Annotated in this window: 14 protein-coding genes and 1 riboswitch; of the genes, 10 read left to right on the top strand and 4 right to left on the bottom strand. The window is 40.3% G+C overall.

The features are described from left to right. The first annotated feature begins 21 nt into the window (after positions 1-21). Positions 22-160, top strand: a riboswitch (cobalamin riboswitch). 76 nt (positions 161-236) lie between these two features. Genes ATS72_RS08935 through ung form a run of 6 tightly spaced genes read left to right on the top strand, consistent with a single transcriptional unit; the run spans position 237 to position 5,638 of the window. Further along, positions 237-1,037 (top strand): ABC transporter ATP-binding protein, encoded by an 801-nt coding sequence (locus ATS72_RS08935; RefSeq protein WP_058429722.1) that lies wholly within the window; start codon positions 237-239, stop codon positions 1,035-1,037. A gap of 1 nt (position 1,038) precedes the next feature. Next, on the top strand, positions 1,039-2,043 hold the full coding sequence (locus tag ATS72_RS08930) for a FecCD family ABC transporter permease (protein WP_058429751.1): 1,005 nt from the start codon (positions 1,039-1,041) through the stop codon (positions 2,041-2,043). A 2-nt stretch (positions 2,044-2,045) separates the two neighbouring features. Continuing rightward, the gene (locus tag ATS72_RS08925; protein WP_058429723.1) at positions 2,046-3,527 is read left to right on the top strand and encodes a cobyric acid synthase; all 1,482 of its coding nucleotides are present in this window, start codon (positions 2,046-2,048) and stop codon (positions 3,525-3,527) included. Continuing rightward, positions 3,520-4,119 (top strand): cob(I)yrinic acid a,c-diamide adenosyltransferase, encoded by a 600-nt coding sequence (gene cobO / locus ATS72_RS08920; protein ID WP_006793153.1) that lies wholly within the window; start codon positions 3,520-3,522, stop codon positions 4,117-4,119. Before ATS72_RS08925 ends, cobO begins: the two co-directional genes overlap by 8 nt. Next, positions 4,119-4,976, top strand: a complete 858-nt coding sequence (locus ATS72_RS08915) for a cobalamin-binding protein (RefSeq protein ID WP_058429724.1) — start codon at positions 4,119-4,121, stop codon at positions 4,974-4,976. Before cobO ends, ATS72_RS08915 begins: the two co-directional genes overlap by 1 nt. Further along, complete coding sequence (ung, locus tag ATS72_RS08910; RefSeq protein WP_058429725.1) at positions 4,976-5,638, top strand: uracil-DNA glycosylase; 663 nt, start codon at positions 4,976-4,978, stop codon at positions 5,636-5,638. The genes ATS72_RS08915 and ung overlap by 1 nt, the downstream gene beginning before the upstream one ends. A 68-nt stretch (positions 5,639-5,706) precedes the next feature. Here ung and ATS72_RS08905 read toward each other — a convergent pair whose 3' ends face one another. Together ATS72_RS08905 and tal are read right to left on the bottom strand one after the other, a co-directional pair. Continuing rightward, positions 5,707-5,895 (bottom strand): DUF3545 family protein, encoded by a 189-nt coding sequence (locus ATS72_RS08905; RefSeq protein ID WP_006793150.1) that lies wholly within the window; start codon positions 5,893-5,895, stop codon positions 5,707-5,709. 301 nt (positions 5,896-6,196) lie between these two features. After that, positions 6,197-7,147, bottom strand: a complete 951-nt coding sequence (tal, locus tag ATS72_RS08900) for a transaldolase (RefSeq protein WP_006793149.1) — start codon at positions 7,145-7,147, stop codon at positions 6,197-6,199. 221 nt (positions 7,148-7,368) lie between these two features. On the opposite strand from tal, the gene yaaA reads away from it, so the two are divergent. Both yaaA and ATS72_RS08890 read left to right on the top strand, forming a co-directional pair. After that, entirely contained in the window at positions 7,369-8,148 is a 780-nt protein-coding gene (gene yaaA, locus ATS72_RS08895; RefSeq protein WP_058429726.1) for a peroxide stress protein YaaA, read from the top strand. Between the two features lie 125 nt (positions 8,149-8,273). Then, complete coding sequence (locus ATS72_RS08890; RefSeq protein ID WP_058429727.1) at positions 8,274-9,230, top strand: mechanosensitive ion channel family protein; 957 nt, start codon at positions 8,274-8,276, stop codon at positions 9,228-9,230. A 773-nt stretch (positions 9,231-10,003) separates the two neighbouring features. On the opposite strand, the gene ATS72_RS08885 is transcribed toward ATS72_RS08890, so the two are convergent. Continuing rightward, positions 10,004-10,324 (bottom strand): BON domain-containing protein, encoded by a 321-nt coding sequence (locus ATS72_RS08885; RefSeq protein ID WP_006793146.1) that lies wholly within the window; start codon positions 10,322-10,324, stop codon positions 10,004-10,006. 241 nt (positions 10,325-10,565) lie between these two features. Next, on the bottom strand, positions 10,566-11,792 hold the full coding sequence (srmB, locus tag ATS72_RS08880) for an ATP-dependent RNA helicase SrmB (RefSeq protein ID WP_058429728.1): 1,227 nt from the start codon (positions 11,790-11,792) through the stop codon (positions 10,566-10,568). A gap of 75 nt (positions 11,793-11,867) precedes the next feature. Between srmB and ATS72_RS08875 the strand changes: the two genes are divergently transcribed. Both ATS72_RS08875 and ATS72_RS08870 read left to right on the top strand, forming a co-directional pair. Further along, positions 11,868-12,569, top strand: a complete 702-nt coding sequence (locus ATS72_RS08875) for a tRNA1(Val) (adenine(37)-N6)-methyltransferase (protein WP_008129000.1) — start codon at positions 11,868-11,870, stop codon at positions 12,567-12,569. Positions 12,570-12,720: 151 nt separating this feature from the next. Beyond that, entirely contained in the window at positions 12,721-14,730 is a 2,010-nt protein-coding gene (locus ATS72_RS08870) for an alpha-amylase (protein WP_058429729.1), read from the top strand. Positions 14,731-14,742 lie beyond the last annotated feature (12 nt).

Here is a 14,742-nt window from a genome sequence, read left to right as displayed (position 1 = left end):
ACCGCGCTGTAATTAGCGCGGTTTTTTTTGCTTTAAATTATTTACTTACCCGCCCATAATAGAGCTTCATTTGGAATGAGGTGCAATTCCTCAACTGTTCCCGCAACTGTAATTAGCGCTATGCTTTAAGTCAGATACAAATCAATTTTTAATGAGCGGGCCTACTCATGCTAATTTTAATGTACTCCTTTTTGGTGGTTGCATTACAAGTGGGTACTCGTGTCTAGGACAGAGTATTGCAAACTAAAGCACCAATATTAAACGTTCAAAATCTCTCGTGGGGAATAGCAAATAAACCTATTCTCAAACACATTAATGTGCAAATACCCGAAGGTAAATTTGTGGGCTTAATTGGCCCTAATGGCGCAGGTAAGTCGAGTTTACTGCGTTGTTTATATCGTTTTAATAAGCCTAATGAAGGGGTTATAGAGTTTAATAACCATGATATTTGGCAGCTTAAAAGTGATGAATATGCAAAGTGCGTTGCTGTTGTTTTACAAGAGGCGCCATCGCATTTTAATTTGTCGTTATTTGATGTTGTGGCTCTTGGCCTAACGCCTCATAAATCGTTATTTAGTTCAACATCGCAAAGCGAAAAACAACAAATCACTCTAGCTATAAAAACGGTAGGGCTTGAGCTGCACACAAATCAAAATTTTGAATCGCTCTCTGGGGGCGAAAAGCAGCGGGCACTCATTGCACGTGCTATTGTTCAGCAACCTCAGCTGTTAATTATGGATGAGCCCACTAGCCACCTTGATGTTAAATATCAAATACAGGTTATGGAGCTGGCAAAGTCTCTTGGTGTTACAGTATTTGCTTCGTTTCATGATCTTAATTTGGCTAGCGCTATGTGTGATGAGCTTGTCGTCATTAAAAATGGAGAAATAACGCATACCGGCTCTCCTGCAGAGGTACTGACTGAGCACATGCTTGATGATGTATTTGGTGTATGCGCTCAGGTTAGTAACCATCCTCAAGAATCTCAATTGGGTAAAGTTACGCCTCATATTACCTACTTTTATGGTTACAAATAATATGTTAGCAATGCATGTACGCCATTCAGTTGCACTGATTATTTGCATTACTATTGCCTTAGTAAGTTTATTTTTAGCATTGAGCTTTGGTGCTGCAGATACCTCAATACAGGATGTATTTAACAGTTTTATTTATTTAAATGATGCTTCATTCACCAGCCGTATTATTTTTGAATTAAGAATGCCCCGTACATTATTGGCGTTTTTAGCCGGTGCGGGGTTAGCTATTGCTGGGCTAATTTTACAAACCGTGACACGTAACCCACTAGCAGATCCTTACTTATTCGGTATATCGTCAGGTGCTTCGTTTGGTGTAGTTGTACTTATGGCATTTGTAGGAATTAGCGCGGGTTTTATGCTTTCGGCCGCAGCCTTGCTTGGTAGCTTATTAGCAATGAGCTTACTTATATTAATTGCCACAAGGCAGCAGGGCGGGCAAGTTGAGTCTATGTTACTTGCTGGTGTTGCACTCTCGTTTTTATTTAGTGCATTTACGAGTTTGTTGCTTTATTGGAGCGAGCCGCAAGCCGTTGCAGCTATTTTATTTTGGACCTTAGGAAGTTTTGCTCGTGCGCAGTGGGCAACACTTTGGATCCCCTTTTTAGTGATTACACTGTGCACCTGCGTAATGATTAGTTTTAGGCGCCAGCTTAATGCCATGTTATTAGGTGACGAAAGTGCCATAACCCTTGGTGTTAAAGTGCATCGATTTAGGGTGCTGATGCTAATTTTAAGCTCATTAATAACCGCTGTGCTGGTGGCAATGTGTGGCGGTATTGGTTTTGTTGGATTAATGGTGCCACATATTGTGCGCTTTTTTATTTCACAAGGCACCGTAGCAGGGCTATTAATAACAAGCTTAGCAGGAGGCACATTTATGGTGTGGGTCGATGTACTGTCTCGTTCTTTACTTCAAAATCAAGAGTTGCCAGTAGGGGTGATCACGGCCGCTATGGGGAGTGCGTTTTTCTTAAGTTTACTCTTTTTTAGAAAGTCTAAGGTGTAGCCATGAAAACACTCATGATACAGGGTACTACCTCGGATGCGGGAAAAAGCACCTTAGTGGCTGCACTTTGCCGAGTATTTGCAAATCAAGGCATAAAAGTCGCACCGTTTAAGCCACAAAATATGGCACTTAATAGCGCAGTGACAAACGACGGTGGCGAAATTGGCCGTGCGCAAGCTTTGCAAGCTATTGCTGCTAAGGTAGAGCCCGAAACCGACTTTAACCCGATATTACTTAAGCCCAATAGCGATACAGGCGCCCAAGTTATTATTCATGGTAAAGCGATTAGCAACATGGAAGCCGGCAAGTACCACGATTATAAAAAAGTCGCCATGGACGCTGTCATTTCATCACACGAGCGTTTAGCAAAACGGTTTGATCTTTTATTGGTGGAAGGTGCGGGAAGCCCCGCTGAAATAAACCTGCGTGAAAACGACATAGCTAACATGGGCTACGCTGAAAAAGTAGACTGCCCAGTGATTATTATTGCTGATATAGATAAAGGCGGTGTATTTGCTCATTTAGTGGGGACATTGGCATTACTTAGCGAATCAGAGCAAGCACGTGTAAAGGGTTTTGTAATTAACCGTTTTAGAGGCGATATAAGTTTGCTTCAAGGAGGGCTTGACTGGTTAGAGCAATACACGGGTAAGCCTGTTTTAGGAGTACTGCCATACCTTCACGATTTAACTCTCGACGCGGAAGATGCTGTTGCAATAAACAATAACGTTACCCATGCAACTATCAATATTGCAATATTATTAGTGCCGCATATTAGTAATCATACCGATTTTGACGCACTGCGTTTACACCCAAATATTAATGTTAACTATATACGCCATACGCAGGTCATTCCTGATGTTGATCTTATTATATTGCCAGGTAGTAAAAACGTACTTGGCGATTTAACCTTTTTGATAAACGAAGGGTGGGATAATCAGATAAAACGTCACTTACGCTATGGTGGAAAAGTACTTGGAATTTGTGGGGGAATGCAAATGCTGGGTAACATAATTTACGACCCCGAGGGTGTTGAGTCGTCATTAAAAAGTGTGAGTGGGTTGGCATTATGTGAGTTTGAAACCACACTCACATCGCAAAAAGTATTAAGTAAAGTGACGGCCACTTTAAAGCTAAATAATCGACAAACTTTATGTAGTGGTTATGAAATCCATGCGGGAGTAAGTAAAGGCAATGCATTAAAGACCCCTTTAATTACCTTTAGTCAGCATCCAAATGGGTTTAAAACAGATGGTTTTATAAGTGACGATAATGCAATTGCGGGCACTTATTTACACGGTTTATTTGATGAGCCCAACGCCACAATGGAAATTTTAAAATGGGTAAAGCCAGATTTAAATATTGATCCAATAAGTATTGATACACACCGCGAACAGCAGTTAGCGCGTTTAGCAACCATGTGCGAAACACATTTAGATATAGCGCAAATTACCTCGATTTATAAAGGGCATAATAATGACTGAACAAACAAACGACAAACACAAACAGCGCCAGCAAAAAGTAAAAGAACACGTAGATGCCCGTGTTGAAGCCGCGCAAGAGGTTAAAGGTATTTTTCAGGTTATTACTGGCAATGGTAAAGGTAAATCGACTTCTGGATTTGGCGTGGTAGCACGCTGTGTTGGCCACGGTCAAAAAGCCGCTGTGTGTCAATTCATAAAAGGGACATGGGAGTGTGGTGAGCGTAATTTATTACAAGGCGCAGGCGTTGAGTTTGCTGTAATGAATACTGGCTTTACGTGGGATACACAAAATAAAGAAGCCGATACCTTAGCAGCACAAGCAACATGGCAAGAGGCAAAGCGCATGCTTGCTGACAGCAGTATTAACTTAGTGTTACTTGATGAGCTAACCTATATGGTGACTTATGGTTATATCGACTTAGACGAAGTACTAAGCGCACTTAATAATCGCCCTGCTATGCAGTCGGTTATTATCACGGGGCGCGCAGCGCACAGAGCATTGACTGACCTTGCCGATACAGTGAGCGAAGTACGTAATGTAAAACACGCATTCGACTCAGGTGTAAAAGCGTTAGAAGGGTTTGACTACTAGTGTTTAAATTGCTTTTTATAGGTTTCATGCTGCTTAGTTTACAAGGCTATGCTTTGGCGAACTCAGCGCCTGAGATTAAAAAACTACGTATAGTTGCGCTTGCCCCACACATAGTCGAAAACCTATTTGCCATTGGTGCAGGTGACAATATTGTGGGCACCGTTGACTATGCCGATTACCCATATGAAGCAAAAAATATAGCTCGCATTGGCGGGTACTATGGTATTTCTCTTGAGAAATTATTAGCCTTAAAACCTGATTTAGTGATTGCTTGGAAAAGCGGAAATCAGCAGGAAGATATCGCACAAATAGAGCGCTTGGGTATTAAAGTTCATTTAAGTAACCCTACAACCATAGAAGCCGTGCAAACTGAGCTACTAACACTTGGTAAACTAACAGGGTACGAAAAGCAAAGCCAACAGGTTGCTAAAGCTTTTAAGCAAAAGTTAGCCGCTATTATTAAAAACCAGCAAGGGAAGCAGCCTATATCTGGTTTTTATCAGTTATGGGCTGAGCCTATGATGACAATCAGTGAAAGTACATGGATTGGCCAACTAGTAAATACCTGTCACGTAAATAATGTGTTTGCTAATAGCACGACCCCGTATCCACAAATCAGCATTGAAAATGTCATTGTTACTAAGCCTCAAATTATTATTATTCCTGACGAAAAATCTAATACCCCGCAGCCTAATGTTAATTGGCAGGCATGGCCAGAAGTGCCTGCGGTTACAAATAACCAGTTTATTCGCGTTAATGCCGATTTACTTCACCGTTTTACACCGCGTATGTTAGATGGGCTTGCTGATATGTGTGATAAAATAGACACGTCACGAAAAATAATAAAGAGTATGTAATGAGCGACTGGGATACATTTTTACAAAACGAGCTACAGCACCCTTATATGCAGCAAACTTTAAATGCAGTTGAAAACCGCCGAATGGAAGGTATTGCTGTTTACCCTCCCGAGTCGCACGTATTTAATGCATTTAATGCCACGCCGCTAAACAATATTAGGGTGGTAATTTTAGGGCAAGACCCTTACCACGGCGAAGGGCAAGCTCATGGGTTGTGTTTTTCTGTTATGCCCGAGGTAAAAAAACTCCCACCCTCGCTTAAAAATATGTACAAAGAGCTAGCTACAGATATTGATGGCTTTGTTATTCCTGAGCATGGTTACTTACAAAGCTGGGCAGAACAAGGCGTGTTTTTACTAAATACTGTTTTAACGGTAGAGCAAGGGCAGGCCCACTCCCATAAACATTTAGGTTGGGAGCAATTTACTGATAATGTTATTGCCCATATTAACGCGAACTGCGAAGGTGTAGTATTTATTTTATGGGGCGCACATGCGCAAAAAAAAGGTAAAAGTATAAACAGTGCACGTCATCGTATTTTAAAAGGGCCGCATCCGTCGCCGCTGTCGGCTCACCGAGGCTTTTTTGGTTGTAAGCACTTTTCGAAAACTAACGAACTGCTGTTAGCGCAAGGTAAAAAACCTATAAATTGGCAAGTTTAGCTTAATAAGCTTAGCATTAAAAAAGCCCTCATAAATGAGGGCTTTTGTGTAATTGGTGGGTATAGAAATTAAAAATCTAGCTCATCAATTGCAATTGTGTCTGCAAAGTAATCAAATTCCTCTAATTCTTTACGTAGACGTTGTTTATCTTTTATTGCTTCTATTTCGCGCCATTTTCTTTTTTTGTTCTTCTGAGAGGTTTTTCTTTTTTCATCAGGACCTTCTAGTATCTCTAATATATCGTTTAGGCTATCCATGAACTTCTCCTATTGATTTTATTGACCTCAAGAGTACCTATACCACAGGCCCAGCTAAAATAGAATAAAAAAGTGACAGAGATGTTACGAAGTTGTGATGTTTAAATGAAGGTTTATACAAGTAAAGTATTGCTTTTAAATACAAAAACACTTTGTATAAAATTTCCAAAGAAATTTAAGTCGATGAGAGTTATTTTGTTTACAGCTAAAATGTATGAGGGAGGTCGGGTTATTAGTCCGCACTTTACAGGCATAAAAAAACGCCGCAATTGCGACGTTTTTTAAAGTACGTTCAAACCAATTACATTGCTTTAAAGCGTGCTTCTAGCTGTTCTTGAGCATCAGCAAAAGAGCGAATACCTTCAGCTAGCTTTTCAGTTGCCATTGCATCTTGGTTATGTAACCAACGGAACTGAGCTTCTGTAAGCGGCTCAGGTTTTGGCTCTTTAGGAATATCACTTTCTAGTAAGTATTCTTGTGCGCCTTCAAGGTTACCTAAGTCTTCTAAAAGATTAGGGCTAATAGTTAGCTTGTCACAACCTGTTAGTGCAATAATTTCGCCAGTATTACGGAAACTTGCGCCCATCACTACTGTTTTGTAGTCATGACGCTTGTAAAATTCAAAAATGCTGCGTACTGATTGAACACCTGGATCTTGTAGTGGATCCGTTGGTTTTTCCATGCCGTTAGCAACGTGCCAATCTAAAATACGACCAACAAATGGCGAGATTAGAAATACATTTGCATCAGCACATGCACGGGCTTGGGCGTCGCTGAATAATAAAGTAAGGTTACATTTAGTCCCTTCTTTTTCTAACTGCTCAGCGGCTTTAATACCTTCCCACGTAGACGCAACTTTAATTAAAATTTTGTCTTTGCTTACGCCTTCTTTTTCGTAAAGGCTAAGTAATGTGTGTGCTTTATCAATAGTTGCTTGAGTATCAAACGATAAACGTGCATCTACTTCGGTAGAAATATAACCCGGTACAATCTCACTAATTTCTTTACCAAGTAAAACAGCAAAGTAGTCACATGCAAGTTCTAGTTGTTTAGCTGGATCTTGCTCGGTTTCTTTTGCATAGCTCCAAGCTTTATCTAGGTAAGGCTTATAAGCTTCAATCTCGCTCGCTTTTAATAAAAGCGACGGGTTTGTGGTTGCATCTTCTGGTTGATGCTTTTTGATCGCTTCAATATCGCCAGTGTCGGCTACGATAGATGAATGTTGTTTTAGCCTTTGTAGAGCTGAAGTCATTTGCTTTCCTCATTCCAAGCAAGTTAAAAGAAAAATCGACCCTTAATATATACCATCCATACTGCAACAGTGTGACAATGCTTGATAGGTCTTATGTCCTTATCAATTAAAAAACGGCAATGTATGAATTTTTAAGGGAGGATTTATATAAACAAAACGTGCTTTTCGTTTCATTTAATGTTGAAATTGACATTAAATAATTTACAAGTCAATAGCTAACTATGATCACTGTTATTTCACCTGCAAAAAATCTTGATTACGACACGCCACCGGCAACCGATAAGTTCACTCAGCCTGAATTACTCGAGCACAGCGAGGAACTCATGAAAGTATGCCGTGAACTAACACCTGCGCAAATTGGCAGTTTAATGAAAATTAGCGATAAGCTTTCTGGCCTTAACGCTGCTCGCTTTAGCGAATGGTCGCAACCCTTTACCATTAATAATGCCAAACAAGCCGCGCTTGCTTTTAATGGTGATGTATACGGTGGGTTAGAGGCGAGTACTTTAACTGCAAGCGACCTTGATTACGCGCAAAGTCATTTGCGTATATTATCTGGATTATATGGCCTGTTAAAACCGCTTGATTTAATGCAAGCGTACCGACTAGAAATGGGCACTAAGCTTGAAAACTCTCGTGGTAAAAACCTGTATGAGTTTTGGGGCAGTATTATTGCTGATAAGCTAAATGAAGTAACAAAAGCGCAAGATGTACAATATCTCGTTAACCTAGCTTCAAACGAATACTTCAAAGCGGTAGATAAAAAAGCGCTCAACGCGCAAATTATTACGCCGCACTTTAAAGACTGCAAAAATGGTCAATACAAGGTAATTAGCTTTTATGCTAAAAAAGCGCGCGGCATGATGGCGCGTTACATTATAGAAAACCAAGTAATGCAACTAAGTCAGCTAAAAGAGTTTACCGTAGCGGGTTACTATTTTAGCGCTGAGGCAACAACGAAAGAGTTAGAGCCGGTATTTATGCGCGACGAGCAAAACTAACGCGTTTAATTAAAGCTAAACACATACCCAAAAAGCCATGCATTGCATGGCTTTTTATATGCTGGCGCTAAACTTGCAAACATGAGTTAAGTATTCACATTATTATTTACTCATAGGTGCAAAAAATGATCAGCATACCCTCGATAACAGAAGCTGAAAAACTTATCGAAGAAAAACTCGGCGGTTGGTTTGATGTTGTTATAAGTCACATTCCTAATTTTATAGTGGCGGTTATTATTGCCATTATATTTTCAATGCTAGCGCGCTTTGCTGGCAACCTAATGAAAAACATATTGCGCCGTTCACTCGACTCTCAACAAATAGCCGATTTAATGGCTTCAATATTTAAGGTTATTGTGCTGTGTGTTGGGGTATTTATAGCGCTGGATTTTGTGGGTTTAAAAGGCACGGTTACCTCTTTATTAGCCGGTGCGGGTATTGTTGGTTTAGCCATAGGTTTTGCGTTTCAAGATATGACCGAAAACTTGATTGCGGGCATAGCAATGGGTATACGCAAGCCCTTTAAAACAGGAGACGTAATCGAAACCGACGACGTGTTTGGTTCAGTGCACTCAATAAACTTGCGTAACACGCTAATAGAGAGCTTTTACGGGCAGTTAATTTTAGTACCAAACAAGGTATTATTCAGAAATGTGTTAAAAAATTACACCACACTCGGAGTTAGACGCATAGAAGTACCGGTAGGCATTTCGTATGGTGACGACATTGAAAAAGCGAAAGAAGTTATTGTAGATAAGATTAACAATTTGGACTTTGTCATTCGTAAAAACGAAACCGATGTTTATGCTGAAGGCTTTGGCGACAGTAGCATTAATTTATTGGTGTGGTTTTGGATTAAATACCCAGGTGAACCAGACTTTATGACAGTGCGCCATAAAGGTGTAGTTGCCGTTAAACAAGCGTTGGATGAAGCTGATATTAGTATTCCATTCCCTATTCGCACGCTCGATTTTGGTATTAAAGGCGGTGAAAAACTCGATGCCATGATCAGCGATAAAATTAACCAGCAATCATCAAATAAAGGCAACGCTGGTGGAGCTGATTCAGGCCAAAACGAATAAATGAGCCATTAATACCAGTGGGAATTATTTACTCACTCGCAACGCAATTTTACATTTAAATACGCGTTGTGGGCTTAAATAAAAATGACTTATGAGTCACAACGACTAAATGCAGCTTTATAAAGCTGCATTTTTTTATGGCTATTTAAGTGTTTGAGCAGGTGAGAGCAACGTTAATTGATTATTGATTAAGGCCTATCTATTTACCCTTTGGGGTGAAATTGAAAGCGGGCTATGTGATATATCGATAAGGCTAAGCCTATTGTGTAGTTACTTCCCTAAACCGACGATAACGCAACATAAATATAAAACATGCAGTAACTTTTGTGTTCCTCTCATAGGTTGCTTCTCCTTGTTGCCTAAATAATAGGTAATAAGGAGCAAGTAGGGCGTATAAGCTGTATACGACTTTAAGTTATACCTACATAGGCGAAGTCATTAAAATAATGCAGGAGTAGGTACTTAGCTTACTTGGTCACAAATCGCGCACCGTAATTATGTTGCTCCTTGATAGAACACGCTTTAATAATGTCAGTTAAACAGGCCTAGGCTTAATATAAATTTATTATTTAAAGAGCGGATTATTTGGGCAAATATTAGGTTGTAATGTATGCAATTTACAATTGGTATTAGGCGGTAAGTAAGAGGTAATTAAAGCGAGTTTTTTAATGTAGTTAATGTGAGTTGCAAGTAAATACTGGCACAAAAAAGGCGCAGCATGTGTTGGAGTAACATGTTGCGCCTAGGATCAATTGAGTTAATAAAAATGCGATTCAAATAACACTAATTTTGTTACGGATGATTTTAACACCATCCATATTTTCTAAAAACTTTTGAGCAAGCGCACGTTCAAAACCGGTTTGCGCTTGACCATGTAATACTACCTCGCCATCTTTAACCTGTACGCGAATATTGCTTAATGCAAAGTTGGGGTTAGTACGAAGCGTGCTTGTAATGGTTTGCTGAAGGTTAGGTTGAGTTGCTACGCTGCTGACTACGGCTAGGTGTGTTGCTGCACTCACTTTGGTAGCGCAGGCTAACAAAAATAAACAACAAAACGAAACTAACGCGATAGTTAACTTTAAGCGGTTCATAACTCAATCCTTTTTATATCAATTAAAAATTTAACCAAACCATTAAATACTCTGGCTATTCTGTGTTTATTATTACAAGTTCAGTGCCATTTTTAATCTATTGAAATATAAGGTTATTTTGTTAAGTGAGAATTCAGGTGGGCAATAATTACATTTAAATGGGTAGGTGTTACATGCACCGGTTACCTATGTTACACGCATTAAAAAGCCGGCATACGCCGGCTTTGGTAAATATGCTAAGTTACTTTTTCTTTTTAACTTTCGCTTTTTTCTTTGCTTTCATTTTTACCGGATCTTTGCGCTTTTTAACCGGTGGCTTAGCCTCTTTATGCTGAGGCTCTATTCCTTTAATTACACGGCGTTTAAGCTTTTGTTCAATGTAGCGTTCTACTTTGTACAAAATACCAATATCATGCGCTTCAACTAATGAAATAGCGATGCCTTTTTTACCTGCGCGACCAGTACGGCCAATACGGTGAACATATACGTCGGCGGTACGTGGCATATCAAAGTTAATAACGTGGCTAATGTCAGATACGTCAATACCGCGAGCAGCTACATCTGTTGCAATTAATATTTTAGTGCGGCCACTATGAAAGTTTTCCATTGCTTTCATGCGCTTGTCTTGTGGCATTTCACCTCTCAGCCAAGCGGCTTTTACACCGTTATTAGTTAATTCACCAATGAGAGTTTCTAAACGCTCACGGGTTTTAACAAATACAATGGCTTTACTCACGTCTGGGCCGTTAAGGGTGTTGACTAAAAGCTCGAGTTTATGGTGGTAATCATCCGCAAGATGAACCCACTGGTGAATTTTAGCTTTTTCTTTACGAGACGACTCAGCTTCTAACAAAGCCGGATCGTTTAATGTGGTTTCTGCAAATCGCTCTACGCTGTCACCCTCAAGGGTTGCTGAGAATAAAAAACACTGACGGCGGTTTTTAGCTTCATCACAAATACGGCTCATTTCTTTTTTGAAACCCATGTCTAGCATGCGGTCGGCTTCATCAATAATAAGCATTTCGACATGTTCAGCATGAAAGTTTTCAGTTTCAAGGTATTCCATTAATCGCCCTGGTGTAGCAATTAATATGTCGTTATTTTTTTCAAAAATTTCTTTATGCGTTCCGTAGTTTATACCACCGGTCACTACACCTATTTTTAGGTGCGTACGTTTGGCGAGTAACTCACATTGCTCATGAATTTGATAAGCCAGCTCACGTGTTGGCGTCATAATTAATACGCGGGCAAAACCAGGTTCACGGCGCGGAAAATCCAATAAGTATTGAATCGCAGGAATTAAAAATGCCGCTGTTTTACCTGTGCCAGTTGGCGCAGACGCTAAAATATCACGTCCCTGAAGAGCTTCAGGAATAGCTTGTTGTTGAATACTGGTTGGCTTCTCGTAGCCCATTTTATCAATGGCATCGAGTAATTTGGTATCAAGATCAAATTCAGAAAATTGCATAGAGTGTCTAAAATAGTGGACAATTACCTTGATTATACGCGCTATGCTGCGCTTGGTGAATGAAAAGGTGAAAAAATGTCTGGTTTTGCATTTAAACAATTTAAGGTTGAACACGACCTCTGCGCAATGAAGGTTTCAACCGACGGCATTTTGCTTGGTGCGTGGGCAAACTTAGCTGGTGCAAACTCGTTACTAGACATTGGTACAGGCACGGGGTTATTGGCGTTAATGTGTAAACAGCGCAGGCCAGCATTGAGTATTACTGCGGTTGAAATAGATGAAAACGCATACAATCAAGCATTACAAAACGTAGCAAATAGTCCGTGGCCCAATATAGCTATTAAGCATCAAACTATTCAAAGCTTTAATAGTGACGCTCCCTTTGATGTCATCATTTCTAATCCGCCTTACTTTAATCACAGTTTAAAAGGCAATAATGCCGCCCGAAACACTGCGCGTCACACCGATGGTTTGAGCTTTGAGGAGCTAATTAACGCGTTTAAGCGGCTTAGCCATTCACAGTCACGGTTTAGTTTAATACTGCCAAACACTGAGGCTTTAGTATTTATTGAGCTTGCTACTCAAAAAGGGCTTTATTTAAATGCACATTGCCAAGTAAAAGCGACACCTAGCAAACCCATAAGCCGCAGTTTAATGACGTTTAGTTATCTAGAATCACAAACCGACAATTCAACGCTATGCATCAGAGAGTTAAACAATAATTACACTACTGATTACATTACTTTGTGTAAGGCATTTTATTTAAAGATGGCGTAATTGTGAGGGGTATTATCTAATAATAAAGGATAGTTTACCCATAATGAATACGTATTCAGTTGTTATTTAATCAATCTCAAGACTAGTGTTAACCACTTGTAAATAACGTTGGGCATGTTGTTTAGCCCGCCAACATTTGGAAACACACACTATGAAGCTGAATAAAATGGTCACCACCGCCGGTTTAAGCCTAGGTTTGCTTTTGCCTAATCTTGCAGCTGCTGCACCCACTACGTTTGTTCATTTATTTGAATGGAGTTGGCCCGATGTTGCACAAGAATGCGAGCAGTTTTTAGGGCCAAAAGGGTATGCTGCTGTACAAGTGTCTCCGCCTAACGAGCATATTACAGGCAACCAATGGTGGACTCGCTATCAACCTGTGAGCTACCAACTGCAAAGCCGAGGTGGTAACCGAACGCAGTTTGTAGATATGGTTAACCGTTGTAAAAGTGCAGGGGTCGATATTTATGTAGATACCTTAATTAATCACATGGCGGCTGGCAGTGGTAATGGCGTTGCGGGTAGCACGTTTGGTAATAAACAATACCCAATTTATAGCCCACAAGACTTTCATGAAAGCTGTAGTATAAATCCAGAAGATTACGGTAATAATCGTTACCGCGTTCAAAACTGCGAGTTAGTAGGACTTGCTGATTTGAATACGTCTTCAAATTACGTGCAAAATACTCTCGCTGCTTATATTAACGACCTTCAGGCTATTGGAGTAAAAGGTTTTAGATTTGATGCGGCTAAACACGTAGCAGCTAGCGATATTCAAAGCCTTATGGCTAAAATAAATGGCTCGCCGTTAGTGTTTCATGAAGTGATTGATCAGGGAACAGAAGCCGTTGATGCCTCTGAGTATTTAAGTACAGGGCTAGTTACCGAGTTTAAATACAGTACACAACTCGGTAATACATTTAGAAACGGCTCGCTTGCATGGTTAAGTAATTTTGGTGAAGGGTGGGGCTTTATGCCAAGCTCGTCAGCGGTCGTATTTGTAGATAATCACGATAACCAGCGGGGGCATGGTGGTGCGGGTAACGTAATTACCTTTGAAGATGGCCGCTTATACGACCTAGCTAACGTATTTATGTTGGCGTATCCGTATGGCTATCCAAAAGTAATGTCGAGTTACGATTTCCATGGTGATACCGATGCGGGCGGGCCGAGTGTTCCCGTTCATAACAGTGGTAATTTAGAATGTTTTGCAAGCAATTGGAAATGTGAGCATCGATGGTCATACATAGCGGGTGGCGTCGATTTTAGAAATAACACCGCCGACAACTGGGCTGTGACAAATTGGTGGGATAACACTAATAATCAGATTTCATTTGGCCGCGGTAGCTCAGGTCATATGGCCATTAACAAAGAAGACGCAGCGCTCAATGCCACTGTGCAGACAGACATGGCGCCCGGCCAATATTGTAATGTATTAAAAGGTGAACTATCGGGCGATGCTAAAAGTTGTAGCGGTGAGGTTATTACAGTTAATAGTAACGGCACTATTAATTTAAATGTGGCACCTTGGGATGCGATGGCAATTCATAAAAACGCTAAGTTATCACAAGGTTCGACTTCAAATCCGAGTGGTGATTGGCAGCGTACCGTCATTTTTATTAACGCACAAACTCAAAGTGGGCAAGACATGTTTGTACGCGGCGGAATAGATCATACCTATGCAAATACAAATTTAGGTAGAAACTGTCAAACAACTAATGTGGAATGTGCGATGCCTATTCGTCATAATAATTTAAAAAATGCCACTACAAGCCCATGGAAAGTAAACGATAACTATCTAGATTGGTACGGTATTGAAAGCGGGCAAAGCGCCCAGGCAGAAGGTACCGCAGCCGATTGGACTACAAACGTGTGGCCAAGTACATATGGTGCCCAAAAAACAGTGACTAATGACGGCTTTGGCGTTACGCCCCTTAATATTTGGGGCGAACACTATTGGATGCTAGATGTAGACATGGATTGCAGTAAAGCAGTAAATGGGTGGTTTGAGGTAAAAGCATTTGTTAAAAATAGCCAAGGCTGGGAAAGCGATATAAACCAAGCCAATACACCCTTTGCCAGCACTAACCATGTGGCACAATGTGGAAAAATAAATATGTTTGAATTTAATAGCTCAAATGTAGATATTCGTAACTTTTAAACCTATTCGTTA

The organism is Pseudoalteromonas sp. 13-15 (assembly GCF_001468205.2).
Lineage (GTDB): Bacteria > Pseudomonadota > Gammaproteobacteria > Enterobacterales > Alteromonadaceae > Pseudoalteromonas > Pseudoalteromonas marina.
This window is presented reverse-complemented; position numbering and strand designations above follow the sequence as displayed.

Excerpts from the sequence above, each read along its gene's own strand:
- ATS72_RS08930 (WP_058429751.1), top strand. The coding sequence starts at position 1,039 with ATGTTAGCAATGCATGTACGCCATTCAGTTGCACTGATTATTTGCATT.
- ATS72_RS08925 (WP_058429723.1), top strand. The coding sequence starts at position 2,046 with ATGAAAACACTCATGATACAGGGTACTACCTCGGATGCGGGAAAAAGC.
- cobO (WP_006793153.1), top strand. The coding sequence starts at position 3,520 with ATGACTGAACAAACAAACGACAAACACAAACAGCGCCAGCAAAAAGTA.
- ung (WP_058429725.1), top strand. The coding sequence starts at position 4,976 with ATGAGCGACTGGGATACATTTTTACAAAACGAGCTACAGCACCCTTAT.
- ATS72_RS08905 (WP_006793150.1), bottom strand. The coding sequence starts at position 5,895 with ATGGATAGCCTAAACGATATATTAGAGATACTAGAAGGTCCTGATGAA.
- tal (WP_006793149.1), bottom strand. The coding sequence starts at position 7,147 with ATGACTTCAGCTCTACAAAGGCTAAAACAACATTCATCTATCGTAGCC.
- yaaA (WP_058429726.1), top strand. The coding sequence starts at position 7,369 with ATGATCACTGTTATTTCACCTGCAAAAAATCTTGATTACGACACGCCA.
- ATS72_RS08890 (WP_058429727.1), top strand. The coding sequence starts at position 8,274 with ATGATCAGCATACCCTCGATAACAGAAGCTGAAAAACTTATCGAAGAA.
- ATS72_RS08885 (WP_006793146.1), bottom strand. The coding sequence starts at position 10,324 with ATGAACCGCTTAAAGTTAACTATCGCGTTAGTTTCGTTTTGTTGTTTA.
- srmB (WP_058429728.1), bottom strand. The coding sequence starts at position 11,792 with ATGCAATTTTCTGAATTTGATCTTGATACCAAATTACTCGATGCCATT.
- ATS72_RS08875 (WP_008129000.1), top strand. The coding sequence starts at position 11,868 with ATGTCTGGTTTTGCATTTAAACAATTTAAGGTTGAACACGACCTCTGC.
- ATS72_RS08870 (WP_058429729.1), top strand. The coding sequence starts at position 12,721 with ATGAAGCTGAATAAAATGGTCACCACCGCCGGTTTAAGCCTAGGTTTG.